The organism is Thiohalobacter sp. COW1 (genome assembly GCF_016629505.1).
Taxonomy (GTDB): Bacteria; Pseudomonadota; Gammaproteobacteria; order Thiohalobacterales; family Thiohalobacteraceae; genus Thiohalobacter; species Thiohalobacter thiocyanaticus_A.
In genome coordinates, this window is record NZ_AP024239.1 from 3,029,790 (window position 1) to 3,053,913 (window position 24,124).

The 24,124-nt window shown below is 62.9% G+C and carries 24 protein-coding genes, 1 tRNA gene and 1 other RNA gene; 16 read left to right on the forward strand and 10 right to left on the reverse strand.

Annotated features, from left to right (window positions below; genetic code table 11):
• Positions 1–30 precede the first annotated feature (30 nt).
• The 5 genes from COW1_RS14355 (at position 31) to trpC (ending at position 5,361) form a co-directional block, all read left to right on the forward strand.
• Complete coding sequence (locus COW1_RS14355) at positions 31–708, forward strand: phosphoglycolate phosphatase (RefSeq protein WP_201344564.1); 678 nt, start codon at positions 31–33, stop codon at positions 706–708.
• Between the two features lie 288 nt (positions 709–996).
• On the forward strand, positions 997–2,481 hold the full coding sequence (gene trpE / locus COW1_RS14360) for an anthranilate synthase component I (protein WP_201344565.1): 1,485 nt from the start codon (positions 997–999) through the stop codon (positions 2,479–2,481).
• 286 nt (positions 2,482–2,767) lie between these two features.
• Entirely contained in the window at positions 2,768–3,346 is a 579-nt protein-coding gene (locus tag COW1_RS14365; RefSeq protein ID WP_201344566.1) for an aminodeoxychorismate/anthranilate synthase component II, read from the forward strand.
• A gap of 186 nt (positions 3,347–3,532) precedes the next feature.
• Entirely contained in the window at positions 3,533–4,564 is a 1,032-nt protein-coding gene (trpD, locus tag COW1_RS14370; RefSeq protein WP_201344567.1) for an anthranilate phosphoribosyltransferase, read from the forward strand.
• Positions 4,561–5,361: an indole-3-glycerol phosphate synthase TrpC gene (gene trpC / locus COW1_RS14375; protein ID WP_201344568.1), complete on the forward strand. Its 801-nt coding sequence runs from the start codon at positions 4,561–4,563 to the stop codon at positions 5,359–5,361. The genes trpD and trpC overlap by 4 nt, the downstream gene beginning before the upstream one ends.
• A gap of 472 nt (positions 5,362–5,833) precedes the next feature.
• Here the strand turns inward: trpC and crp are convergent, their stop codons facing one another.
• Positions 5,834–6,472, reverse strand: a complete 639-nt coding sequence (gene crp, locus COW1_RS14380) for a cAMP-activated global transcriptional regulator CRP (protein ID WP_201344569.1) — start codon at positions 6,470–6,472, stop codon at positions 5,834–5,836.
• A gap of 398 nt (positions 6,473–6,870) precedes the next feature.
• On the opposite strand from crp, the gene COW1_RS14385 reads away from it, so the two are divergent.
• From COW1_RS14385 to speD, 3 genes are all read left to right on the forward strand, one after another.
• A complete protein-coding gene (locus COW1_RS14385) occupies positions 6,871–7,311 on the forward strand; it encodes an OsmC family protein (protein WP_201344570.1) in 441 nt (146 codons plus the stop codon).
• A 225-nt stretch (positions 7,312–7,536) separates the two neighbouring features.
• Positions 7,537–7,941, forward strand: coding sequence for a VOC family protein (locus COW1_RS14390; RefSeq protein WP_096367289.1), 405 nt, complete (start codon positions 7,537–7,539; stop codon positions 7,939–7,941).
• A gap of 64 nt (positions 7,942–8,005) precedes the next feature.
• Positions 8,006–8,803, forward strand: a complete 798-nt coding sequence (speD, locus tag COW1_RS14395; protein ID WP_096367288.1) for an adenosylmethionine decarboxylase — start codon at positions 8,006–8,008, stop codon at positions 8,801–8,803.
• A 157-nt stretch (positions 8,804–8,960) separates the two neighbouring features.
• Here the strand turns inward: speD and coq7 are convergent, their stop codons facing one another.
• The gene (gene coq7, locus COW1_RS14400; protein ID WP_096367287.1) at positions 8,961–9,608 is read right to left on the reverse strand and encodes a 2-polyprenyl-3-methyl-6-methoxy-1,4-benzoquinone monooxygenase; all 648 of its coding nucleotides are present in this window, start codon (positions 9,606–9,608) and stop codon (positions 8,961–8,963) included.
• 138 nt (positions 9,609–9,746) lie between these two features.
• Between coq7 and COW1_RS14405 the strand changes: the two genes are divergently transcribed.
• The 7 genes from COW1_RS14405 (at position 9,747) to COW1_RS14435 (ending at position 18,458) form a co-directional block, all read left to right on the forward strand.
• A complete protein-coding gene (locus tag COW1_RS14405) occupies positions 9,747–10,055 on the forward strand; it encodes a ferredoxin (protein WP_096367286.1) in 309 nt (102 codons plus the stop codon).
• 533 nt (positions 10,056–10,588) lie between these two features.
• Entirely contained in the window at positions 10,589–11,017 is a 429-nt protein-coding gene (rplM, locus tag COW1_RS14410; protein WP_201344571.1) for a 50S ribosomal protein L13, read from the forward strand.
• 14 nt (positions 11,018–11,031) lie between these two features.
• Complete coding sequence (gene rpsI / locus COW1_RS14415) at positions 11,032–11,424, forward strand: 30S ribosomal protein S9 (RefSeq protein ID WP_096367284.1); 393 nt, start codon at positions 11,032–11,034, stop codon at positions 11,422–11,424.
• Between the two features lie 38 nt (positions 11,425–11,462).
• A tRNA-Gln gene (locus tag COW1_RS14420) sits at positions 11,463–11,536 on the forward strand.
• 723 nt (positions 11,537–12,259) lie between these two features.
• Positions 12,260–12,898 carry an OmpW family protein gene (locus tag COW1_RS14425; RefSeq protein WP_201344572.1) on the forward strand — a complete coding sequence of 213 codons (639 nt, stop codon included), beginning with the start codon at positions 12,260–12,262 and terminating at the stop codon, positions 12,896–12,898.
• Between the two features lie 342 nt (positions 12,899–13,240).
• The gene (locus COW1_RS14430) at positions 13,241–14,263 is read left to right on the forward strand and encodes a porin (RefSeq protein ID WP_157745713.1); all 1,023 of its coding nucleotides are present in this window, start codon (positions 13,241–13,243) and stop codon (positions 14,261–14,263) included.
• A 343-nt stretch (positions 14,264–14,606) separates the two neighbouring features.
• Complete coding sequence (locus COW1_RS14435; RefSeq protein WP_201344573.1) at positions 14,607–18,458, forward strand: DUF3683 domain-containing protein; 3,852 nt, start codon at positions 14,607–14,609, stop codon at positions 18,456–18,458.
• A gap of 229 nt (positions 18,459–18,687) precedes the next feature.
• Here COW1_RS14435 and rpiA read toward each other — a convergent pair whose 3' ends face one another.
• Both rpiA and COW1_RS14445 read right to left on the reverse strand, forming a co-directional pair.
• The gene (gene rpiA, locus COW1_RS14440) at positions 18,688–19,350 is read right to left on the reverse strand and encodes a ribose-5-phosphate isomerase RpiA (RefSeq protein WP_096367280.1); all 663 of its coding nucleotides are present in this window, start codon (positions 19,348–19,350) and stop codon (positions 18,688–18,690) included.
• Between the two features lie 31 nt (positions 19,351–19,381).
• A complete protein-coding gene (locus COW1_RS14445; protein WP_201344574.1) occupies positions 19,382–19,567 on the reverse strand; it encodes a hypothetical protein in 186 nt (61 codons plus the stop codon).
• A gap of 118 nt (positions 19,568–19,685) precedes the next feature.
• Between COW1_RS14445 and ilvA the strand changes: the two genes are divergently transcribed.
• Positions 19,686–21,200 (forward strand): threonine ammonia-lyase, biosynthetic, encoded by a 1,515-nt coding sequence (gene ilvA, locus COW1_RS14450; protein ID WP_201344575.1) that lies wholly within the window; start codon positions 19,686–19,688, stop codon positions 21,198–21,200.
• A gap of 202 nt (positions 21,201–21,402) precedes the next feature.
• On the opposite strand, the gene COW1_RS14455 is transcribed toward ilvA, so the two are convergent.
• The 6 genes from COW1_RS14455 to COW1_RS14480 form a co-directional block, all read right to left on the reverse strand.
• Complete coding sequence (locus tag COW1_RS14455; protein ID WP_201344576.1) at positions 21,403–21,624, reverse strand: hypothetical protein; 222 nt, start codon at positions 21,622–21,624, stop codon at positions 21,403–21,405.
• Between the two features lie 168 nt (positions 21,625–21,792).
• Complete coding sequence (locus tag COW1_RS14460) at positions 21,793–22,251, reverse strand: EVE domain-containing protein (protein ID WP_201344577.1); 459 nt, start codon at positions 22,249–22,251, stop codon at positions 21,793–21,795.
• A gap of 132 nt (positions 22,252–22,383) precedes the next feature.
• Positions 22,384–23,004, reverse strand: coding sequence for a 5-formyltetrahydrofolate cyclo-ligase (locus tag COW1_RS14465; RefSeq protein ID WP_201344578.1), 621 nt, complete (start codon positions 23,002–23,004; stop codon positions 22,384–22,386).
• Positions 23,005–23,205: 201 nt separating this feature from the next.
• Positions 23,206–23,391: non-coding RNA, 6S RNA (gene ssrS / locus COW1_RS14470), on the reverse strand.
• 201 nt (positions 23,392–23,592) lie between these two features.
• Positions 23,593–23,913: a cell division protein ZapA gene (locus COW1_RS14475; protein WP_096367275.1), complete on the reverse strand. Its 321-nt coding sequence runs from the start codon at positions 23,911–23,913 to the stop codon at positions 23,593–23,595.
• Positions 23,910–24,119: a TIGR02449 family protein gene (locus tag COW1_RS14480; protein WP_096367274.1), complete on the reverse strand. Its 210-nt coding sequence runs from the start codon at positions 24,117–24,119 to the stop codon at positions 23,910–23,912. Before COW1_RS14480 ends, COW1_RS14475 begins: the two co-directional genes overlap by 4 nt.
• Between the last annotated feature and the right edge of the window lie 5 nt (positions 24,120–24,124).

Sequence of the window (24,124 nt, forward strand, 5' to 3'; positions counted from 1 at the left end):
CCTCTGCGTTGAAAGATTTTTACAAGTCAAATGATCAATAAACCCGACATGATCCTCATCGACGTGGACGGCACCCTGGTGGACAGCGTCCCGGACCTGGCCTGGTGCGTCGACGCGATGATGCAACAGCTCGACATGCCGACCCACGGCGAGGCGAAGGTGCGCAACTGGGTCGGCAACGGGGTGGAGCGGCTGGTGCGCCGGGCCCTGATCGGCCAACTCGAGGGCGAGCCGGATGCGGCCCTGTTCGAGCGTGCCTATCCGATCTTCCTGGAACTGTATGCCGAGAACACCTCCAAACGCAGCGTGCTGTATCCGGGGGTGCGCGAAGGCCTGGATTATCTCAAGGCCGCCGGCTACAAGCTGGGCTGCGTGACCAACAAGGCGGCCCGTTTCACCGAGCCGCTGCTGCGCGATCTGGGCGTGGCGGACTATTTTGCGATCATCGTCAGCGGTGATACGCTGCCGCAGAGCAAGCCCGATCCGGCGCCGCTGCTGCACGCCGCCGAATTCTTCGGTGTCCAGCCGACGCATTCGATGATGGTGGGCGATTCGGTCAGTGACGTGAAGGCGTCGCGCGCCGCCGGCTTTCAGATCGTGTGCATGAGCTACGGCTACAACCACGGCAACGATATCCGCGATGCCCGTCCGGACGCGGTGATCGATGCCCTGACCGAGATCCGCGGCCTGCTGGAGCAGGCGGCCTGATGCGTTTGAACACCAAAGGCCGTGAAGACGCACCAAAATCCTCGTCATTGCGAGCGAAGCGTGGCAATCTTCTAAAAGCATTGCTGTCTGGACGGGATTGCCACGGCGCTGACGCGCCTCGCAATGACATTGGATTTTCCTTCGTGTTCTCTGCGTCCGTTGCTGTAAGTACCGTATAGATAAAAAACAACCCATGCAGACGGATTCGACATATCAGCCCCGGCGATGGCGTAAGTAATACGTCAGTCGTACCGCTGTATCCGTTGAATTCGTCTCTTGAGGTGTCTGATGGACATTGCCCGCTTCCGCGAGCTGGCCCGCGAGGGCTATAACCGCATCCCGCTGGCCCGGGAAATCCTGGCCGATTTCGATACGCCGCTAAGTGCTTACCTGAAGCTGGCCGACGGGCCCTATTCCTATCTGTTCGAGTCCGTGCAGGGCGGCGAGAAATGGGGCCGCTATTCCATCATCGGGCTGCCCTGTTCGCGGGTGATCCGTATCCACGGCCACGAGATCACCAGCTGGCAGGACGGCGAGGCGGTCGCCACCGAGACGGTGGCGGATCCGCTGGCCTGGATCGCCGATTACCAGCAGCAGTTCCGGGTCCCGGAGCTCGAGGGCCTGCCGCGCTTCACCGGCGGCCTGGTCGGGTATTTCGGCTACGACACCATCCGCTACATCGAGCCGCGCCTGGCTGCATGCCCCAACCCGGATACCCTGCAGGTGCCGGACATCCTGCTGATGGTGTCCGAAGAGGTGGCGGTGTTCGACAACCTGCGCGGCAAGCTGTTCCTGATCACCCATGTCGAGCCCGACGGGGAGGACGCCTATGCCCGCGGCCAGGCGCGCCTGGATGCCCTGGTGCAGCAGCTGGACCGGCCGCTCAAGCACCAGGTCAATGGCAGTCCGGTCGCGGTCGAGGAGGCTGATTTCGTCTCCGGCTTCACCCAGGCCGGGTTCGAGGAGGCGGTGCAGCGGACCAAACAGTACATCGTCGACGGCGACGTGATGCAGGTGGTGCTGTCCCAGCGCCTGTCCATTCCATTCAGGGCGCGGCCGCTGGACCTGTACCGGGCGCTGCGCACCCTCAACCCCTCGCCCTATATGTTCTATCTGGACCTGGGGGATTTCCACGTGGTGGGCTCCTCGCCGGAGATCCTCACACGGCTGGAGGACGGCGAGGTCACGGTGCGCCCCATCGCCGGCACCCGCCCGCGCGGCGCCGACGAGGCCGAGGACCGGCGGCTGGAAGCCGATCTGCTGGCCGACCCCAAGGAACTGGCCGAGCACCTGATGCTGATCGATCTGGGCCGCAACGACGTCGGCCGCATCGCGAAGACCGGCAGCGTGCAGCTGACCGAGAAGATGGTGATCGAGCGCTACTCGCATGTGATGCACATCGTCTCCAATGTCACCGGAGAACTGCGCGAGGGCATGAGCGCCATGGACGTGCTGCGCGCCACCTTCCCGGCCGGCACCGTGAGCGGCGCGCCCAAGATCCGCGCCATGGAGATCATCGACGAACTGGAGCCGGTCAAGCGCGGCGTCTACGCCGGCGCGGTCGGTTATCTGGCCTGGAACGGCAACATGGATACCGCCATCGCCATCCGCACCGCCGTGATCAAGGATGCCGCCCTGCACATCCAGGCCGGCGCTGGCATCGTGCACGACTCCATCCCCCGCAACGAATGGGACGAGACCATGAACAAGGGCCGCGCCATCTTCCGCGCCGTGGCCATGGCCGAGGCCGGGCTGGATGGGAGCCATAAATGATTTTTTAACGCAGAGACGCCAGGACGCAGAGAACGCAAAGGATTGCGTATGCATGAGAACAGAATTTCGTCGAAATGCTGATGCACTTCCATGTGCCTCTGTTAAAACAGGGAATATCGCGGGTCATGAATAATTCATGGATACCATGATTATTCCGTCATTCCCGCCTTCGCGGGAATGACGGCGTTTGTGGGGTTATGCCCGGTATCCCCGGCTGCTGTGTGATAAGAGGTTCCATATAGTATTCTCTGCGTTCCCTGCGCCTCTGCGTTGAACAGGTTTTCCCATGCTGGTAATGATCGACAACTACGACTCCTTCACCTACAACCTGGTCCAGTACCTGGGCGAGTTGGGGGAGGACGTGCGGGTGTTCCGCAACGACCGGATCACGGTGGCGGAGATCGAGGCCATGCGCCCGGATCACCTGGTGATCTCGCCCGGCCCCTGTACGCCGACCGAGGCCGGGATATCGGTGGAGGCGATCCGGCATTTCGCCGGCAGACTGCCGATTCTGGGCGTATGCCTGGGGCATCAGAGCATCGGCCAGGCCTTCGGCGGGCGTATTGTCCACGCCGGCGCCATCATGCACGGCAAGACCTCGCAGGTGTATCACAAGGATGTCGGTGTCTTCCATGACCTGCCCAGCCCGCTGGAGGCGACCCGTTATCACTCGCTGGTGATCGAAAAGGAAAGTCTGCCCGACTGTCTGGAGGTGACGGCCTGGACCCTGGACGAGGCCGGCGAGCTGGACGAGATCATGGGCGTGCGTCACCGGGAGCTGCCGATCGAGGGGGTGCAGTTCCACCCCGAGTCGATCCTCACCCAGCACGGCCATGCCATGCTGCGCAATTTCCTGGAAACCTGATGGTGGTCGGGAACCCGCAAAAAACGAAGAGCGCCACGGAATACACGGAAAACACGGAAAAAATTCATTGCTGCTTCTCTCATCGCCAGGCGCGCAGCGCCCTGGCGATGACAAACAAACATTCCGTGTTTTCCGTGTATTCCGTGGCGCTCTTGAGTTTCCAGAGAGTTAATAGGAGATGAATTGATGGACATGCAGGCCGCCATCCGCGCCGTGACCGAACGGTGCAACCTGGACCGCGACCAGATGAGCGCGGTCATGCGCCTGATCATGACCGGCCAGGCCACGCCGGCCCAGATCGGCGGCTTCCTGGTCGGCCTGCGCATGAAGGGCGAGACGGTCGACGAGATCGTCGCCGCGGCCCGGGTGATGCGCGAACTGGCGACCCGGGTCGAAGTCAACGGGCCGCACCTGCTGGATACCTGCGGCACCGGCGGCGACGGTGCCGGCACCTTCAACATCTCCACCGCCACCGCCTTCGTCGCCGCGGCGGCCGGGGCCCGGGTGGCCAAGCACGGCAACCGCTCGGTCTCCAGCAAGTCCGGCAGCGCTGACGTACTGGAGGCGGCCGGCATCAATCTGGATCTGACCCCGGTCCAGGTGGCGGAGTGCGTGGAGCAGGTCGGGGTCGGCTTTCTGTTCGCGCCCCTGTATCACGGCGCCATGAAGCACGCCGTCGGCCCGCGGCGGGAGATGGGCGTGCGTACCCTGTTCAATGTGCTGGGGCCGCTGACCAATCCGGCCGGCGCCCCGCACCAGGTGCTGGGCGTGTATGACCGCGCCTGGCTGCGGCCGCTGGCCGAGGTGCTGAAGGAGCTGGGCAGTGTCCATGTGCTGGTGGTGCATGCCGAGGACGGCATGGACGAGATCAGCATCGGCTCGCCGACCTGGATCGCGGAACTCAGGCATGGCGTGATCGAGGAATATGCCATCGAACCGGAGCAGTTCGGTCTGAGCCGCGGCGACGTGACTGCGCTGGGCGTGGCCGATGCCGACCAGAGCCTGAGCGTCATCCGCGGCGTGTTCGCGGGTGAGCCCGGCCCGGCCCGGGACATCGTCCTGCTCAACGCCGGCGCGGCCATCTATGCCGCCGATCTGGTGGATTCCCTGGAGGCGGGGGTCAAGCGGGCTGCCGAGGTGATCGATGCCGGCCATGCCGGCGAGCGCCTCACCGCGCTGGCCGAGTTCAGCCGCAGCCTGAAGGCTACATCGGCATGAGTGCGGAAGTCCCGGACATCCTGCGCCGGATCCTGGACCGCAAGGCGGAGGAGGTGGCCGAGCGCCGGCAGCGGCTGCCGCTGGCCGAACTCGAGGCTGGTCTGGCCGAGGCCTCGCCGGTGCGGGGTTTCGCCGCCGCCCTGGACAGCCGCATCACCCAGAATCAGGCCGCGGTGATCGCCGAGATCAAGAAGGCCTCGCCCAGCAAGGGGGTGCTGCGGGCCGACTTCGACCCCGCTGCCATCGCCGCCAGCTATGCCCGCGGCGGTGCCGCCTGCCTGTCGGTGCTCACCGACGTGGATTTCTTCCAGGGCGCGGATGCCTATCTGCAGCAGGCGCGCGCGGCCTGCCCGCTGCCGGTGCTGCGCAAGGACTTCATGCTCGATCCCTACCAGGTGGTCGAGGCGCGCGCGATCGGCGCTGACTGCATCCTGCTCATCGTCGCCGCGCTGGAGGATGCACGGATGCAGGAACTGGCCGGTCTGGCCCAGGACCTGGGCATGAACGTGCTGGTGGAGGTCCACGACGCCGCCGAACTGGAACGCGCCCTGCGCCTGCCCTGCCGGCTGGTCGGCATCAACAACCGCGACCTGCGCAGCTTCGATGTGAGTCTGGACACCACCCTGGACCTGCTGGCGGGGATTCCCGGCGACCGGCTCGTGGTCACCGAGAGCGGCATCCATACCCCGGCCGACGTCGCGCTGATGCGCGAGCACGGCGTGCACGCCTTTCTGGTCGGCGAGGCCTTCATGCGGGCGGCGGAGCCGGGGGCGAAGCTGGCGGAGTTGTTCTTTTGAGGTGGGTGCTGTGTAACGCAGAGGGCGCAGAGACGCTGAGGCGCGGTGAACAATCCAGGATAAAAACCCGGCCAGTTTCCCTTTACGTCATGCCCGCGCAGGCGGGCATGACGGATATCATTTGGCTCCGTAGGTCGGATTAGCCCGAAGGGCGTCATCCGACGTTGTACCCGGACACTGTCGGGTTACGCTGCGCTAACCCGACCTACGAGACTGGTACGTATTTCCCGTCATCCCGGCGAAGGCCGGGATCCAGATACCGCGGCGGGTCCTGGATTACTCGCTGCGCTCGCCCTACTACCCTGAAGGGCATAAAGGGCCGCCCTGAAGGGCGTTCAACGCGCTGCGCGCTTTTGTCCCGCCTGCGCGGGAATGACGGGAGGGGGAATGGTCGTTGGGTGTTTTCCTTGGGCTCTTCTTTGCGCTTTAGCGCCTCTGCGCCCTCTGCGTTTACAGCGCCAAAGTTGGATAGTCAGCGCGTCCCGAACACCACGATGGTCTTGCCCCGGGCCGTGATCAGGCCCTGTTCCTCCAGGCTCTTGAGTACCCGACCGACCATTTCGCGCGAGCAGCCGACGATGCGGCCGATCTCCTGGCGGGTGACGCGGATCTGCATGCCGTCTGGGTGGGTCATGGCGTCCGGCTCCCTGCACAGGTCCAGCAGGGTGCGGGCCACGCGGCCGGTGACATCGAGGAAGGCCAGATCGGTGACCTTGCGGCTGGTGGTGCGCAGGCGTGCCGCCATCTGGGTGGCGAGCGCGAACAGGATCTCGGCATCCTCCTGGGCGATCTGGCGGAACTTGGCGTAGCTGATCTCGGCCAGTTCGCACTCGGTGCGGGTGCGCACCCAGGCGCTGCGGGTGACGTTCTCGCCGAACAGGCCCATCTCGCCGAAGAAGTCCCCCTTGTTGAGGTAGGCGAGGATGATCTCGTGGCCGTTCTCGTCCTCGTTGAGCACGGTCACCGACCCGTCCACAATGTAGTAGAGCACGTCGGGGGCATCACCGGCGTAGATGATGACGCTCTTGGACGGGTAGCGCCGCCGGTGGCAATGCTCCAGGAACTTGTCGATGGACGCATTTCCGGTGGATTTGATTGGCTTGGTTTCCATGGTCATGCCGGCTTATCGGGCTTGCGCCCTATCTCCTTGAGCGGACTCAGACTATACATAGTGCCCTGGCATGCGTCTATTATCACCTTCAGAGCCCCGCATACGGGCCAAGGCAAGGCGCAGTCCGCAGGAAATGGCGCGCCCTTTTCAAGGGCTGCAACGCCGCATTGGCGTGTATGCGGGGCTCCCTCCGGGCAAGGCGAGAAGCGGCCGGCTGCGTTGTTGCGCTCGCTTGAATTAGCGATGGCTAGTCCTGCGCTCGCGCGCCTAGCAGCTGGCCGCTTCTCGCCTTGCTGAAGGTAATAATAGACGCATGCCAGGGCACTTGGGCAGGTCCTGTGGGCTGTCGATCTGTGATAGGCTTCACGAAATTTTCCTGTACAACGCCCGGAGGCACTATGAAGGCGCGGGTCAAGTGGGTGGAGGCGGCGACCTTCATCGGCGAATCGGGCAGCGGCCATGCCGTGGTCATGGACGGGCCGCCGGACAGCGGCGGCCGCGATCTGGGCGTGCGGCCGATGGAGATGCTGCTGCTGGGCATGGGCGGCTGTACCGCCTTCGACGTGGTGCATATCCTGCGCCGGGCGCGCCAGCCCATCGAGGACTGCGTGGTCGAGCTGCAGGCCGACCGGGCCGCCGAGCCGCCCAAGGTGTTCACCCATATTCATGTCCATTTCATCGTCTCCGGCCGGGGGCTGGCCGAGCGCCAGGTGGCCCGTGCCGTGAGCCTGTCGGCGGACAAGTACTGCTCGGCCTCGATCATGCTGGGCAAGGCCGCTACCATTACCCATGATTATGAAATCATTGAGCTCGGGGAGTCGGAGTCGCCAGGAGACTAAGGGCCGGGCCGGACGGCAGGGTCCTGAACTGATTCCCGTTTTACCAGTATTGCCGTCATTCCGGCGCCGGCCGGGATCCAGAGACTGCGGCGGCTTCTGGATTCCGGCCGGCGCCGGAATGACGGTAACGGGTATGCAGGAAGGTGCCGTCGGACTGGTTTTGGTTCTTTCCTTCGCAGCGACGCGCACCCGAGTAGTTCAATTCACCCTGATCCGAGGAACACCATGACTCAACGCCCCCCCGCAACCCTGGGCCTGCGCCACGTGGCCCTGTATGCCAATGACCTGGACGCCAGCCTGCACTTCTACCGCGACCTGCTGGGCATGGAACTGGAGTGGCAGCCGGATGCCGACAACGTCTACCTCAGCAGCGCCGGCCAGGACAATCTGGCCCTGCACCGCGAGGCGGGCAAGGGCGGCGGCGAGACCCGGCTGGACCATATCGGCTTCATTCTGCGCCGGGCCCAGGACGTCGACGCCTGGCACGACTTCCTGGTGGCGAACGGGGTTGTCATCAAGGCCGCGCCCCGCACCCACCGCGACGGGGCCCGCAGCTTCTACTGCGCCGACCCCGAGGGGAATATCGTCCAGATGATCTACCATCCCCCCATCGCCGGGAATGTGACATAATCCGCCGCTTTCAGCGACACCCAACGGCACTGGCAAGGAGAGTGTGATCATGGTGAGAGGTTCGATGCGAAAACTGCGCCTGCACGGCTTCAACAATCTCACCAAGACCCTCAGTTTCAATATCTACGATATCTGCTATGCCAAGACTGCCCGGCATCGCAAGGAATACATCGAGTACATCGACGAGGCCTACAACGCCGAGCGCCTGACCCAGATCCTGACCGAGGTGTCCAACATCATCGGTGCCAATATCCTCAACATCGCCCATCAGGACTACGATCCTCAGGGGGCGAGCGTGACCATGCTGATCTCCGAGGAGCCGGTGCTGTCCGAGGAGGATCTGGCCAACGTCGAGCGGCCGGGTCCGCTGCCCGATGCCGTCGTGGCGCACCTGGACAAGAGCCACATCACGGTGCATACCTATCCGGAAAGCCATCCCGACGGCGGCATCAGCACCTTCCGCGCCGACATCGACGTCTCCACCTGCGGACGCATCTCGCCGCTGCGGGCGCTGAACTTTCTCATTCACAGCTTCGAGTCGGATATTCTGACCATCGACTACCGGGTGCGCGGCTTCACCCGCGATGTGAAGGGCAAGAAGCATTTCATCGATCACAAGATCAACTCCATCCAGAACTTCATGTCGCGGGATACCCGCAACCGCTACCAGATGATCGACGTCAACGTCTATCAGGAGCACAGCTTCCACACCAAGATGATCCTCAAGGAATTCGACCTGGACAACTACCTGTTCGGGACCGGCGTGGAGGAGCTGAGCGGCAAGGAGGAGAAGGAGATCCGCAAGCGCCTGCAGAAGGAGATGATGGAGATCTTCTACGGGCGCAACATCACCAAGCTGTAGGTTCCCGGACCTGTGTGATGTCAACGCAGCGAGGTAGGATGGGTGGAGCGAAGCGCAACCCATCGTGGTCCGACGGCCAGGTGATGGGTTATGGCGCTGCGCGCCTTCACCCATCCTACATAAGGCATTCCGGCTTCCAGCCGAAGGGTGGGCTTGCTCAGACCCAGTAGGTCGTCCCCGTCATGACCTTCGATGACAGCTTCATTGCCAGGCGGATCGGGCCGGGCAGGGGGGCGCCGCCGGCGGCCATGGCGGTGTGGCCGTGCTGGGCCTCGTCGACCCGCATCTGTTCCAGCACGGCGCGGCTCCTGCGGTCATTGGGAGAGAGCCGCTGCAGGTGGCCGTCCAGGTGGGCGATGACCTGCTTCTCGGTCTCGCCCACAAAGCCCAGGCTCCACTTGTCGCCCACCGCGCCGGCCGCCGCCCCGATGGCGAAGGCCCCGGAGTAGAAGAAGGGGTTGAGGTAGCTGGTGTGACCGCCGAGTTGCTCGATGCGCTGCTCGCACCAGACCAGGTGGTCGTTCTCCTCGCGCGCGGCCCGTTCCATGTTCTCCCGCACCGCCTCGAGTTTCGCGGTCAGCGCCTGGCCCTGGTACAGCGCCTGGGCGCAGACCTCGCCGGTATGGTTGATGCGCATCAGCCGGGCCGACTCCAGCCGGTCGGCCTCGGACAATTCGCCCTCCGGCTCGGCCGCGGACGGATCCGGCCGCCCGGTGGTGTCGGGACGGCCGAACAGGGTCCGCAGTGCCTGATCGAAGTTGGCAATCAGATGATCGAAGGGACTGTAACTGCGCTCGCTGGCCATGTCTGCGATAATAGCACAGCAGATTTAGGTCGGATTAGCCCGCAGGGCGTAATCCGACACCCGGAAATGTCGGGTTACGCTACGCTGACCCGACCTGCGATCGTCCCTTGTGTCCGGCTGCCTGGAATCCGCATCCCGATGAGCTACTACAAACATCACGTATTCTTCTGCACCAACCTGCGCGAGGACGGCACGGCCTGCTGTCAGAAATTCGATGCCCAGGCCATGCGCGACTATGCCAAGCAGCGCACCAAGGAACTCGGCATCGCCGGCCCGGGGCAGTGCCGCATCAACACCGCCGGCTGCCTGGACCGCTGCGCCGAGGGCCCGGTGATCGTCGTCTACCCCGACGAGACCTGGTACACCTATGTGGATCAGGAGGACATCGACGAGATCATCGAGGAGCACCTGGTCAACGGACGCCCGGTCGAACGCCTCAAGATCTGAAACCTTTTCCAGCGATTCCTGTCCTACCCCGTAGGATGGGTGCAGGCGCGCAGCGCCGTAACCCATCAATCGCCTGGCGGAAAACGATGGGTTGCGCTGCGCTCCACCCATCCTACCGGCCAGTCCTGCCGCTCCGCGGCGCCGGGCGGAAAAAATTCCGCAGCAGGGGTTGACAAGTGAATCGGCATATTAGAAACTACTCACATACTGAGTTGCCGGATCCCCCTCATTAGCCGGCGATTCAGTACTCCTCCATCCTCCTTTGGTGGTTATACTTCGGCGTGGCGCCCCTCCCTCTTGGCCACGCCTTTTTTTTGCCTGGAATATATTCAAGAGCGCCACGGAATACACGGAAGATACTGAAATTAAGAATATTTAATGCCACGCAGCCGTGTGGCAGATAGTGGATGCTGGTCAAGCATCTTCCGTGCTTTCCGTGTATTCCGTGGCGCTCCTGCATGACTTGTATCCAGGGGCGGTTTTCTGTAGTATTCCGCGTCTTTCCAACGCTGGTCTGTGGAGCAGGACTTACGATGAAGACTTATACTGCCAAGCCGGAAACGGTGAAGCGTGATTGGTATGTGGTTGATGCAGCAGGTAAAACCCTGGGGCGTCTGGCCACCGAGGTCGCCCGTCGCCTGCGCGGCAAGCACAAGCCGGAGTACACCCCGCACGTGGATACCGGCGACTACATCATCGTGGTCAATGCCGACAAGGTCGCCGTGACCGGCAACAAGGAAACGGACAAGATGTACTATCACCACACCGGGTACATCGGCCACATGAAGTCCATCAGTCTGGACAAGCTGCGCGCCAAGGCGCCGCAGGAGATCATCGAGACCGCGGTCAAGGGCATGCTGCCCAAGAACCCGCTGGGCCGGGCCATGTACCGCAAGCTCAAGGTCTACGCCGGCCCCGAGCACAACCACGCTGCCCAGCAGCCCAAAACACTGGAACTCTGAGACAGGAACGCGCCATGCCGCAGGAACAACACTACGCCACCGGTCGCCGCAAGACCTCCACCGCCCGCGTCTATCTGCGCCCGGGCAGCGGCAACATCGTCGTCAACAAGCGCCCGCTGGATGAATACTTCGGCCGCGAGACCGCCCGCATGGTGGTCCGCCAGCCCCTGGACACCACCAACACCGGCGAGCAGTTCGACATCTATGTCAATGTCGAGGGCGGCGGCATGAGCGGCCAGGCCGGCGCCATCCGTCACGGCATCACCCGTGCGCTGATCAAGTACAACGAGGACAACCGCAGCCCGCTGCGCCGCGCCGGCTTCGTCACCCGCGACGCCCGCGAGGTCGAGCGCAAGAAGGTCGGTCTGCGCAAGGCCCGTCGCGCCACCCAGTTCAGCAAGCGCTGATCGCGATCGGCTGCGGGCGTCTGTCCGCAACCTGTTCTTGGGGGATCGTCTAGCGGCAGGACTGCGGACTCTGACTCCGCCAACCTAGGTTCGAATCCTAGTCCCCCAGCCAATAAACGCGAAACCCGCCTTCTGGCGGGTTTCGCGTTTATGGGGGACTGGGATGAGAACCTCAGGTTCGACACCCGAGCGGTAGCGAGGGTGAACGTCCGCAGCGCAGCGCAGGACGGCCCCGAAGGGGTGAGGCGCCTCAGGCGCCGAATAATCCTAGTCCCCCAGCCAATAAGAAGCCCCGCCCCTGTGGCGGGGTTTTTTATGGTTCATCGCGCATTTCCGTGGGAGGTCGGCATTATCCGCTATAGCCGGCACGCGGGATCGTTCCACTCATGTCATCCCCGCGCAGGCGGGGATCCAGGGGTCTGGACGGTCTTGCCGTTTATGTGAACCTCGTCATCCCCGCGCAGGCGGGGATCCAGGGGTTGCCTGTCCTGTCTGGACTGGATCCCCGCCTGCGCGGGGATGACGGTGTAGGAACTAGTCATGCAGGTTGGGTCTGCGAGTCAGCGAAGCATAACCCGACACTGCATCGGCAGGATGTGTCAGTGAACGCCTGGCCTGACCTGACGTTTGCTCCGTTCCTTCCGTGCACACCCGGGCGTATCCGCCGCGTTCAAATTTGCCCCAGATCAATAAACCGCCGCATGTCCCCATTCCCCTGAAGCAACTGTTGATGTGCGTCATGGTTGCACAGCAGTGCTGTGCATAGTCTGCCGCCCATGCCCTGATGCGCAGGCGCATAACATGTATTTTAAATATGATTTAAAGGGGATGACTAATGTCCAGGACGATCAAGACAACGGCACTGACCGCGGCACTGGCCATGGCGCTGGGTGCGGGTACGGCAAATGCGCTGGAGCAGGGCGATATCCTGGTCCGCGGCGGGTTGGGTTACGTTCAGCCGACCAGTGAAAGCGAGCCGACCGGCCTCGGTCTGAATGTGGAGGCGAATGACGACATGAACTTCGCCTTCACCCTGACCTACATGGCGACCGACCATGTGGGCATCGAACTGCTGGGTGCGGCCCCGTTCGAGCATGACGTCAATGTTGCCGAAAACGGCCTCAATGTCGGCTCGACCAAGCACCTGCCGCCGACCCTGACCGCGCAGTACTATTTCCAGCCCAGCGCGAAGATCCGGCCCTATGTCGGCATCGGCATCAACTACACCACCTTCTTCGATGAGGATCTGGATCCGGCCGTTCTGCCCAACAGCAACCTGGACCTGGATGACTCCATCGGTCTGGCGCTGCAGGCGGGCGTGGACATTGACCTGACCGAAAACTGGTTCCTCAATGGTGCGGTCTGGTATATGGACATCGATACCGATGCCAGTATCAGGGGTGCGGCGAACACCGATTTCGAGGTAGGCATCGATCCGGTGGTGTTGTTTGCAGGCATCGGCTACCGCTTCTGATCTGCTGGATTAAGAAGGCCGCAGAAGCCCTGGAAAGAACGCAGAAAACAGCTGTTTTGTGCGCGCTGAACCGGGCGACTGCGGCTTTTTTGCGCCCCAGGTATTAGAAATAATCTATACCCACATAAAAAATAAAAATAATTAAAACTCAATATTTTGTATCCCCTGCCGTTATTGACCCGACAACACACAGTATCTGGTGTTGTACTTTTGCGACAGAAAAACAACATTGTGGTTTTTTTGGGATAGACTGTTGCACAAGTGCGAAAACTGGAGTAGCTTTACTTCGCGATTCAATTCAATCCTTTCGTACCATCTGTAATGGATAAGGGGAAACACCAAATGGACAAGAAGCTTCTTTCTACCGCGATCGCCGGCGCTCTGGCCGCTTCCATGAGCGTGGCCGCCAACGCCGACGTCACCCTGTTCGGTCACCTGGACACCAGCCTGGACTACACCGATATTTCCGGCGGTACCGATGACATCAACATGAACTGCACCACCTGCTCCGTCGGCGTCAAGGGCTCCGAGGATCTGGGCAACGGTCTGAAGGCTATCTTCAAGCTGGACTTCCAGTTCGACATGACTGAGCGTAACCCCTCGGGTGGTGCCGGCAACAGCGCCAACAACGCCATCACCGATCGTGACCAGTGGCTGGGCCTGGACGGCGGCTTCGGCAAGATCCGCTTCGGCACCATCAGCACCGGCTACAAGAGCACCGGCGCCATGATCGACCCGCTGTACCGCACCAGCCTGCAGGCGCGTGACCACGGTCTGCAGTCCAGCGGCCACACCGGCGTGGGCGAGAACGGCCGCGGCCGTATGGAAAACCACGTTCGTTGGGACAGCCCGAGCATGGGCGGCTTCCAGGCCATCGTCGACTACAGCTTCGACTCCAACGATGTCGATGCCGACGACGGCGACGACACCTACGCCCTGACCGGCCTGTACAACAACGGCCCGATCCTGGCCTATGCCTCCTACATCACCAACGACCATGGCAACGAAGACAGTGCCTGGAAGGTCGGCGGTTCCTACGCCATGGGTAGCTTCAAGGTCTTCGGTCAGTACGAAGGCGACGACGGTCTGCTGTCCAACCCGGAAGTCAAGCCGAACAACATCGACGGCGCCGACGTCTGGCACCTGGGCGGCACCTTCACCATGGGCAATAACATGCTGTATGCAGCCTATGGTCAGGGCGACGACGACAGCACCGCTGTCGACACCGGCTACGACAGCTGGACCCTGGCTGCCACCCACAGCATGAGCAAGCGCACCATGGTGTATGTTGGCTACAACAACATCGATGCCGATGCCGGTGGCGAGCAGGACAAGTTCTCGCTGGGTGTGAAGCACAAGTTCTAATAACGGCGCAAGCCGGTATGCAAGAGCTTGACGGGGCCTTCGGGCCCCGTTTTTTTGTGCCTTGAATTCGTAAAACCCTGCATCCCCAGGCCGAAGTTCTGTAGGTCGGGTTAGCCCGAAGGGCGTAACCCGACATCGGAGCCGGATGCCGCCGCCGATGATGTCGGGTTACGCTGCGCTAACCCGACCTACTATGCTGAAATACATGGAGTATTCCGTGCCTTCCGTGTATTCCGTGGCGCATTCAAGGGTTTTAACCACCCCACCTGAAACCCGCCCCGCCTCTTTGCTACAATAAGCATCCTCTAATCTACGCAATACTCGAGATTTCCCCGGATTACCCATGACCAGTACACCCGCTCGCATCCGCGAGATTCCCTACAACTACACCTCCTTCTCCGACCGCGAAATCGTCATCCGCTTTCTCGGTGCGGAGATGTGGGAGGTGCTGAACGAGTTGCGGGGCGAGCGCCAGACCGGCCGCTCGGCGCGCATGCTGTTCGAGGTGCTGGGCGACATGTGGGTGATCTATCGCAACCCCTATATCCAGGACGATCTGCTGGATAACCGCCGGCGCTGGGGCTCGCTGACCCACGCCCTGCATCATCGGCTGGACCAGATCGAGGCACGCGCCGACGGCAACGACAAGGCTCTGCGCCTGGCCGGCGCGGCGCGTGAGGCGGTGCGCCGGTTCGAGGCCTGGTTCCCTCGGACCCGCGAGCTGCGCAAGCGCATCCGCCGCCGGCTGGGGCGCATCACCCGCAAGGACAACATCGATTTCGGTGGTCTGGCCCGCGTCTCGCACGCCACCGACGCCACCGACTGGCGTGTGGAGATGCCGTTCGTGGTGGTCAACCCGGACACCGAGGAGGAGGTCGGCCCCATCATCCAGGCCTGCCTGGAGCTGGGCCTGGCCATCATCCCGCGCGGCGGCGGCACCGGCTACACCGGCAGCGCCGTGCCGCTGGTGGACGAGTCCGTCGTGATCAATCTGGAGAAGCTCGAAGCGCTCGGCCCGGTCGAGCAGATGGAACTGGAGGGCGTGGACGGCAAGGTCGCCACCATCCGTACCGGCGCCGGCGTGGTGACCAGGCGTGTAGCCGAAGCGGCCGAGGCGGCCGGTTTCGTGTTCGCGGTCGATCCCACCTCGCAGGACGCCTCCACCATCGGCGGCAATGTCGCCATGAACGCCGGCGGCAAGAAGGCGGTCATGTGGGGCACCACGCTGGACAACCTGGTGTCCTGGCGCATGGTCACGCCGGATGCCAACTGGATGGAGGTCGAGCGGCTCAACCACAACCTGGGCAAGATCCACGATCAGGAGACGGTGAGCTTCCGCATCCGCCGTTTCGGCCCGGACGGCAGAACCGAGATCGCCGAGCCCGAACTGCTGGAGATGCCGGGCCGCAGTCTGCGCAAGGAAGGCCTGGGCAAGGACGTGACCGACAAGTTCCTCGGCGGCCTGCCCGGGGTGCAGAAGGAAGGCTGCGACGGCATCATCACCTCGGCGCGCTTCGTGCTGCACCGGATGCCGGCGCACACCCGCACCCTGTGCCTGGAGTTCTTCGGCAGCGACCTGCACAAGGCGGTGCCCGCCATCGTCGAGACCAAGGACTATCTGGATGCCCATCCGGAGGTGACCCTGTCCGGTCTGGAGCACCTGGACGAGCGCTATGTGAAGGCGGTCAACTACAGCACCAAGGCGCCGCGCCGCGAGCTGCCCAAGATGGTGCTGCTGGTGGATGTCTCCGGCGATGACGAGGACCGGGTGGCCGAGGCCGCCTCGCAGGTGGTGCGCATGGCCAATGCCCGCGGCGCCGAGGGTTTCATCGCCACCAGCCCGGAGGCGCGGCGCCGCTTCTGGCTCGACCGCAGCCGCACCGCCGCCATCGCCGCCCACACCAATGCCTTCAAGATCAACGAGGATGTGGTCATCCCGCTGGAGCGCCTGGCCGAGTACCAGGAGGGCATCGAGCGCATCAACATCGAGTACTCCACCCGCAACAAGCTGCGCATGATCGACGCTGTGCTGGAGTATCTCGCCGGCGAGCTGCAGGAGCTGCGCAACGATCCCGATTTCGAGGACAGCGAGGAGAACCGCCAGATCGAGGCCGATAAGAAGGCCGCCGCCCGCGAGCACCTGCAGACGGTGCGCAGCCGCTGGCTGGCCATCCTGGATCACATGGATGACTCCGCCCTGGAGCAGGATGCGCTGCTGGACGAGCCCGCCCGCGCCGCGCGCCAGTCCACGGATACGCTGCTGAACCTGCTGCTGCGCCGCGATCTGCGCATCTCCTACCGCAATGAGGTCGCCGCCCCCCTGCGCGAGATCTTCGCCGGCCGCGAATGGGATGCGCTCATGCGCCGGCTGGATGCCATCCACAGTGATATCCGCTCCAGCCGTCTGTTCGTCGCCACCCATATGCATGCCGGCGACGGCAATGTGCACACCAACATCCCGGTCAATTCCAACGATTATCAGATGCTGCGCGAGGCCGACCAGATCGTCGACCGGGTGATGCAGCTGGCGCGCGCGCTCAACGGCGTGATCTCGGGCGAGCACGGCATCGGCCTGACCAAGATCCAGTACCTGGAGCCGGAGGCCATCGAGGCCTTCGCGAGCTACAAACAGAAGGTCGACCCCGAGGGCCGCTTCAACACCGGCAAGCTGCTGGCCGGCTCGGGCCTGGCCAACGCCTACACCCCCTCGCTGCGGCTGGTGCAGCAGGAGGCGCTGCTGCTGGAGGAAAGCGAACTGGGCACGCTCAACGATTCCATCAGCAACTGCCTGCGCTGCGGCAAGTGCAAGCCGGTGTGCACCACCCATGTGCCGCGCGCCAACCTGCTGTACTCGCCGCGCAACAAGATCCTGGGTACCGGACTGATCATCGAGGCCTTCCTGTACGAGGAGCAGACCCGGCGCGGCCTGTCGGTGCAGCACTTCAACGAGATGAACGACGTCGCCGACCACTGCACCATCTGCCACAGGTGCCTCAATCCCTGCCCGGTGGACATCGACTTCGGCGATGTCAGCATCACCATGCGCAGCATCCTGCGTGACCGTGGCCAGAAGCGTTTCAGCCCGGCCACTTTCGCGGCCATGACCTATCTCAACGTCACCGACCCGCGCACCATCAAGCTGATCCGCAAGCTGATGATCGAATGGGGCTACAGGGGGCAGCGCTGGGCCTACCAGCTGGCGAAGCGCCTGCCGCTGATGCAGAAGAAGGCGCCGCCGGCGGCGACCTCCAAGCCGATGACGGTGACCGAGCAGGTGATCAACTTCATCCGCAAGCCGATGCCCGACGATATCCCGCACGAGACCATGCGCGCCCAGCTCGGGCTGGAGGACGACAAGCTGGTGCCCATCCTGCGCGACCCGGGCAAGGTCGACGACGACTCCGATGCGGTGTTCTATTTCCCCGGCTGCGGCTCGGAGCGCCTGTTCAGCCAGATCGGCATGGCCACGCTCGCCATGCTGTACGAGGTCGGCGCCCAGACGGTGCTGCCGCCCGGCTACCTGTGCTGCGGCTACCCGCAGAAGGCCGGCGGCCAGACCGAGAAGGGACGGAAGATCACCACCGACAACCGGGTGCTGTTCCACCGGGTGGCCAACACCCTGAACTATATGGATATCAAGACGGTGGTGGTCTCCTGCGGTACCTGCATGGATCAGCTGATGGAGTATCAGTTCGACCGGATCTTCCCCGGCTGCCGGCTGCTGGATATCCACGAGTACCTGATGGAGAAGGGCATCTCCACCGAAGGCGTGGAGGGCGTGCAGTACCTGTACCACGACCCCTGCCACACCCCGATGAAGAAGCACCAGCCCACCCAGGTGGCGGAGAAGCTGCTGGGTCAGTCGGTGCAGCTTTCCGATCGCTGCTGCGGCGAGGCCGGCACCTTCGCCGTGTCGCGTCCGGATATCGCCACCCAGGTGCGCTTCCGCAAGCAGGAGGAGATCGAGAAGGGCATCGAGCAGCTCACCGGCGAGAAACAGGTGCGCAACGGCAACGTCAAGATGCTCACCTCCTGCCCCGCCTGTCAGCAGGGCCTGTCGCGCTACGCCGACGACACCGGCATCGAGACGGACTACATCGTCATGGAACTGGCCAACCGCATGCTGGGCGACGGCTGGCAGAAGCGTTTCATCGACCGGGTGAAGGAAGGCGGGGTGGAGAGGGTGCTGCTGTAGTTCAAGAGCGCCACGGACTACACGGAAAGCACGGAAATTATTATTGGAGAGAGCCGAAGCGGCTTCGTCTGGCCTTAAGTCCGTCATCCCCGCGCAGGCGGGGATCCAGTGACCACGGCGGTATGTGGATCCACGCCTGCGCGGGGATGACGGCGGATCTTAACACCAGCCCGAGACGTTGCATTGGCTCTGTCCGTGTTTTCCGTGTAGTCCGTGGCGCTCTTGATCTTCACTTGCCGCCGAGCGTCTGCACCCCTTCCGCCGTACCCAGCAGCAGCACGTCCGCCGGGCGCAGGGCGAAGATGCCGACCGTGACCACCCCGGCGAGGTTGTTGATCTGCGCCTCCAGCTTTGTCGGTTCCATGATCTGCAGGCCGTGCACGTCCAGGATGACGTTGCCGTTGTCGGTGGTGAAGCCGGCGCGCAACTCCGGGCGGCCGCCCAGCTTGGTCAATTCGCGGGCGATATAGCTGCGGGCCATGGGGATGACCTCGACCGGCAGCGGGAAGTTGCCGAGCACGTCGACCAGCTTGGAGCCGTCGGCGATACAGACGAACTTCTTCGCCACCGCGGCGACGATCTTCTCCCGGGTGAGTGCGCCGCCGCCGCCCTTGATCAGGTGCAGGTGTTTGGTGGCCTCGTCGGCGCCGTCGATATAGACCGACACCTCGTCCACGTCGTTCAACTCGTAGACCGGGATACCGTGGCCCTTGAGGCGCTCGGCGCTGGCCACGGAACTGGCCACTGTCCCCTCGATTTTACCCTTGATCTTCGCCAGTTCGTCGATGAACAGGTTGGCGGTCGAGCCGGTGCCGATGCCGATGACCGTGCCGGGCACCACGTATTCGATGGCGGCCTCGGCGACCTTTTGTTTGAGTTCGTCCTGGTTCATGTCCCGCTCCTGATATGGCAATCCCCTAATCTTAACCCGCCATGGGATTGAAAAAAAAGTCAAAATCAAGAGCGCCACGGAATACACGGAAAGCACGGACAAATAACAACTGACCCGTCATTGCGAGGCGCATAGCGCCGTGGCAATCTCTTGCCGGCTGAGGTTTCATTGCGAGATTGCCGCGCTGCTCCCATAGAATCCCTTCGGGCTTCATCATGGGTACCTCCGGGGCAGGGTATTGCAATGACGGAGGCGATTTGCAGTTTCTGTGAGATTTTCCGTGCTTTCCGTGTATTCCGTGGCGCCTTTGCCGGGATATCTGCTATCGTAGCGCCATGCCGGAACGCACCCTCAAGCTCATTCTCAACGCCCGCGTCTATGACGTGGCGCGCGAGACGCCGCTCGACCCGGCGCCGCGGCTGTCCCGGCGGCTGGGCAATCGGGTCTGGATGAAACGCGAAGACCTGCAGCCGGTGTTTTCCTTCAAGCTGCGCGGGGCCTACAACCGCATTGCCCATCTCGACGATGACGCCTGCGCCAGGGGCGTCATCGCGGCCTCGGCCGGCAACCATGCCCAGGGCGTGGCGCTGGGGGCGCAGTACCGCGGCATCAAGGCCCTGATCGTAATGCCGCGCACCACGCCCCAGATCAAGGTGGATGCGGTGCGCAGCTTCGGCGCGAGGATCGTGCTGCACGGCGACAGCTATGACGAGGCCTACGCCCACGCCATGGAACTGGTGGAGAAGCAGGGACTGACCTTCGTTCACCCCTTCGATGATCCGCTGGTCATCGCCGGCCAGGGTACGGTGGGCATGGAGATTCTGCGTCAGTTCTCGGGCGATCCGGACGCGGTGTTCGTCCCGGTGGGCGGCGGCGGGCTCATTGCCGGCATTGCCGCCTACATCAAGACCCTGCGTCCGCACATCCGCATCGTCGGGGTGGAACCGGAAGATGCCCCCAGCCTGTACACGGCCATGCAGCGCCAGCGCCGGGTCACGCTCAAGCAGGTCGGCATTTTCGCTGACGGCGCGGCTGTGCGTACCGTCGGCAAGGAGCCCTTCCGCATCGCCCGCAAACTGGTCGACGAGGTCATCCTGGTCAGTACCGATGAGATCTGTGCGGCCATCAAGGACATCTACGACGACACCCGCTCCATTGTCGAGCCCGCCGGCGCCCTGTCGGTGGCGGGGATGAAGCGCTATGTCGAAGCTAATGGCACCGCGGACCAGGATCTGGTCACCATCAGCAGCGGGGCCAACATCAATTTCGACCGCCTGCGCCACGTGGCCGAGCGGGCCGAACTGGGCGAGCGGCGCGAGGCCCTGCTGGCCGTGACCATCCCCGAGCGCCCGGGCAGCTTCCGCGCCTTCTGCAAGGCCATCGGACAGCGCAGCATCACCGAGTTCAACTACCGCTATTCGGATGCCACGGAGGCCCACGTGTTCGCCGGGGTGGAGATGACCGGCGGGGAGGAGGAGCGCCGGGAGTTGGTCGAACGGCTGCAGGCCGAGGGCTATCCGGTGCTGGACATGACCGACAACGAGATGGCCAAGCTGCACATCCGTCACCTGGTCGGCGGTCATGCCGGTGGGCTGGAGGACGAGATCCTGTACCGGTTCGAGTTCCCCGAGCGCCCCGGCGCCCTGCTGAAATTCCTCACCGCCATCGGTCAGCACTGGAATATCAGTCTGTTCCACTACCGCAACCACGGCGCGGCCTACGGCCGGGTGTTGGCCGGCATCCAGGTGCCGGCGAAGGACCGCAAGCGCTTCCGCGAGTACCTGGACAAGGTCGGCTATCCCTACTGGGAGGAGGACGGCAACCCGGCCTATGAGTTGTTTCTGGGCTGAAGATCAGGAGCGCAGAGCGCCACGGAATACACGGAAAGCACGGACGAAAATAATGTAGTTGTAGCTGAAAGGTGCTTACCTGAGTCAAATATGGCCTGTCATTGCGAGGAGCGGAGCGACGAAGCAATCTCCCAATGTGTTGCGGCGAGCGTCACGAGATTGCCGCGTCGCTCCGCTCCTCGCAATGACGTGAAACAGCGGATCAGCAGGACGTTACATCCGCATGCAGGCCCATTCGGTTCAATTGATTGATGATGGGCATGGGCATGCCGCGCTGCGGCTCGTACTCCACCAGGAGGTCATGCGGCAGCCGGCTGTTGACCTCGACGTCGGTGACGAAGGACAGGCCGCCGATCGTCTCATGCAGTTCCTGCAGCTGTTCCGGAGTCAGTTCCTCGTCGATATGGATATAGATGGTATGCATCACAACGGCCTCCTGCGCCTTCCGGGCGCGATCGCCGGCATCGATCGGGATGCCTTTACCTTCCTATAGTAGAGGCCGTGGAGCGGGTCAAGCGAAAGCGTCGACCTGAAATCACATTATTCCTGTCCGTGCTTTCCGTGTATTCCGTGGCGCTCTTTTTTTGTGGGTTCACTCCAGCCCGAGGATGAAATCCCACTGCCGCTTCGTCACCGGCATGATGGACAGCCGGTTGCCCTTGCGCACCAGGGGCATGTCCTCCAGTTCGTTGTATTGCTTCAGTTCCGACAGCGGGATGTTGCGCTTGAGCTTGCGCACGTACTGCACGTCCACCATGAACCAGCGGGGATTGTCCGGATCGCTCTTGGGGTCGTGGTATTTGGCCTCGGGATCGAAGGCGGTGTGGTCGGGATAGCCCTCTTTCACGACCTTCATGATGCCGACGATGCCGGGCTCGTCACAGTTGGAGTGATAGAAGAAGACCTGATCGCCCTTTTTCATTTCGTCCCGCATCATGTTGCGCGCCTGATAGTTGCGCACGCCGTCCCAGTGCTCGGTCTTTTTCGGCGCCTGTTTCAGATGGTCGATGCCGAAGACGTCGGGTTCGGATTTCATCAGCCAGTAGTTCATCTTTATCTCCTGTTTGGGCTGAGGCCTGTATTTGCCCCCGGCGGCTTTAACGCAGAGGCCGCAAAGGCGCAGAGACGCAAAGATATTTATTATTCGATTACTCTGCGCCTCCGCGTCTCTGCGTACTCTGCGTTATTCCCGCCCGAGTTTGGAAGTGGTATTAAAATCGAACAGGGATATCCTGGCCTCCGTTGCCACCCCGGCCAGCGGCACGTCCCAGGGCTGGTGGTCGAGTTGCGGCTGGCGCTGGAACTCGTAGGCCAGCCCCAGCAGCCGGGGGCGGCGGTAACTGCGGTGGCGGGCCAGATAGGCGAAGCTGCGGTCGTAGAAGCCGCCGCCCATGCCCAGGCGGTTGCCCTGGTTGTCGAAGGCGACCAGCGGGGCCAGCACCAGATCGAGCCGATGGGGCGAGACGCGGGTGTGGGCGGCGCGCGCCGGCTCCAGGATACCGAAGCGGTTGGGGACCAGTTTGTCCCCGGGCCTGTAGGGCGCGAACCAGAGCCGGTTCTCGCCGCAGGGCAGCAGTACCGGCAGGTAGAGGATCTTGCCCATGGCCCAGGCGCGCTGCATCAACGGGGTGGCGTCGACTTCGCCGTCCACCGCCAGATAGGCGGCAATGTGGCGGCTGGCATAGAACAGCTTGTGCCGGTGCAGGCGGCGGTCCACGGCCTCGGCGAGTTGCTGCCGCTGGCGGGGGCTGAGGGCGCGTCGGGCCTGGCGCATGCGGCGGCGCAGCGATCTGCGGTCGGTCATGTTTTTATGTCAAAGATCAAGAGCGCCACGGAAAACACGGAAAGCACGGACGTGAAAGATCTATGGTAGGTCGGGTTAGCAAAGCGTAATCCGACATGTGCCGCGGAAAGTGTCGGGTTACGCCCTGCGGGCTAACCCGACCTACGAATACATTGTTCACGTCCGTGCTTTCCGTGTTTTCCGTGGCTATAAATAAAGGCGGCACCCTCCGCCCGTACCGTTGCGGCCGTTGACCTTGAACCGTAAGTTCAAGTTGGGAACTTCGCAGCGTACCTTCAGGCTTACCGCGCATGGCGGTCGTGCGCACCGGCCGCTGAAGCCTGTTCCCGAGGTCAAAGATTGTCGGCTCAAGAATTACCTGACCGCTGACCTGTAGCGCAGGGGGTGCCGTGAGGACAGTATAACGCATCCGGGGGCGGGGCTCTCAAGGGGTGGTCAAGAGCGCCACGGAATACACGGAAGACACGGAAATTCCTGTGTTTCATTGCCGGGTCGCTATGCGCCCGGCAAAGAATGAAATGCTTGCGCTTTGGTTTTTGTCCGTGTTTTTCCGTGTATTCCGTGGCGCTTTTTATTATTTCGGAAAAATCACAATTCCAGCTGGTTGCCCTTGTTCAGGGCCAGCTCGATCTTTTCCTGCAGGCTGCGGATGCGGGTGCTGATGTTCTGATAGTAGTCCTGCTTGCGGTTCTGCTTCTCGAGCAGTTCATGTGCCAGGTTCAGCGCGGCCATGACGGCGATGCGGTCGGTGCCGATGATCTTGCTGTTGTCGCGGATCTCGCGCATCCTGGCGCTGAGGTATTCAGCCGAGGCGATGAGACCGTCGCGTTCCTCCTCGGGGCAGGAAATGCGGTAGTCCTTGTCCAGGATCTTGACGGTGATCGGCTTGGCATCCGTCCCCTGGCTCACGTGCTCTGCTCCATGGCCTTGAGGCGGCTGATCATGGCCTCGACCCGGCTGCGGGCCATTTCGTTGCGCTCGACCAGCTGGGACCGTTCCGAGGTCAGGCTGTGCTGCTGGGCGCGCAGGGAACGGTTCTCCTCCTTGAGCCGCTCGACCGTGCGGATCAGTTCGTCAATGCGGAATTCCAGGCGCTTAAGTTCCTGTTCCGCCATTTGTT

Coding starts and splice junctions, on each gene's coding strand:
- COW1_RS14355 (WP_201344564.1), top strand. CDS start 31: ATGATCAATAAACCCGACATGATCCTCATCGACGTGGACGGCACCCTG.
- trpE (WP_201344565.1), top strand. CDS start 997: ATGGACATTGCCCGCTTCCGCGAGCTGGCCCGCGAGGGCTATAACCGC.
- COW1_RS14365 (WP_201344566.1), top strand. CDS start 2,768: ATGCTGGTAATGATCGACAACTACGACTCCTTCACCTACAACCTGGTC.
- trpD (WP_201344567.1), top strand. CDS start 3,533: ATGGACATGCAGGCCGCCATCCGCGCCGTGACCGAACGGTGCAACCTG.
- trpC (WP_201344568.1), top strand. CDS start 4,561: ATGAGTGCGGAAGTCCCGGACATCCTGCGCCGGATCCTGGACCGCAAG.
- crp (WP_201344569.1), bottom strand. CDS start 6,472: ATGGAAACCAAGCCAATCAAATCCACCGGAAATGCGTCCATCGACAAG.
- COW1_RS14385 (WP_201344570.1), top strand. CDS start 6,871: ATGAAGGCGCGGGTCAAGTGGGTGGAGGCGGCGACCTTCATCGGCGAA.
- COW1_RS14390 (WP_096367289.1), top strand. CDS start 7,537: ATGACTCAACGCCCCCCCGCAACCCTGGGCCTGCGCCACGTGGCCCTG.
- speD (WP_096367288.1), top strand. CDS start 8,006: ATGCGAAAACTGCGCCTGCACGGCTTCAACAATCTCACCAAGACCCTC.
- coq7 (WP_096367287.1), bottom strand. CDS start 9,608: ATGGCCAGCGAGCGCAGTTACAGTCCCTTCGATCATCTGATTGCCAAC.
- COW1_RS14405 (WP_096367286.1), top strand. CDS start 9,747: ATGAGCTACTACAAACATCACGTATTCTTCTGCACCAACCTGCGCGAG.
- rplM (WP_201344571.1), top strand. CDS start 10,589: ATGAAGACTTATACTGCCAAGCCGGAAACGGTGAAGCGTGATTGGTAT.
- rpsI (WP_096367284.1), top strand. CDS start 11,032: ATGCCGCAGGAACAACACTACGCCACCGGTCGCCGCAAGACCTCCACC.
- COW1_RS14425 (WP_201344572.1), top strand. CDS start 12,260: ATGTCCAGGACGATCAAGACAACGGCACTGACCGCGGCACTGGCCATG.
- COW1_RS14430 (WP_157745713.1), top strand. CDS start 13,241: ATGGACAAGAAGCTTCTTTCTACCGCGATCGCCGGCGCTCTGGCCGCT.
- COW1_RS14435 (WP_201344573.1), top strand. CDS start 14,607: ATGACCAGTACACCCGCTCGCATCCGCGAGATTCCCTACAACTACACC.
- rpiA (WP_096367280.1), bottom strand. CDS start 19,350: ATGAACCAGGACGAACTCAAACAAAAGGTCGCCGAGGCCGCCATCGAA.
- COW1_RS14445 (WP_201344574.1), bottom strand. CDS start 19,567: ATGATGAAGCCCGAAGGGATTCTATGGGAGCAGCGCGGCAATCTCGCA.
- ilvA (WP_201344575.1), top strand. CDS start 19,686: ATGCCGGAACGCACCCTCAAGCTCATTCTCAACGCCCGCGTCTATGAC.
- COW1_RS14455 (WP_201344576.1), bottom strand. CDS start 21,624: ATGCATACCATCTATATCCATATCGACGAGGAACTGACTCCGGAACAG.
- COW1_RS14460 (WP_201344577.1), bottom strand. CDS start 22,251: ATGAACTACTGGCTGATGAAATCCGAACCCGACGTCTTCGGCATCGAC.
- COW1_RS14465 (WP_201344578.1), bottom strand. CDS start 23,004: ATGACCGACCGCAGATCGCTGCGCCGCCGCATGCGCCAGGCCCGACGC.
- COW1_RS14480 (WP_096367274.1), bottom strand. CDS start 24,119: ATGGCGGAACAGGAACTTAAGCGCCTGGAATTCCGCATTGACGAACTG.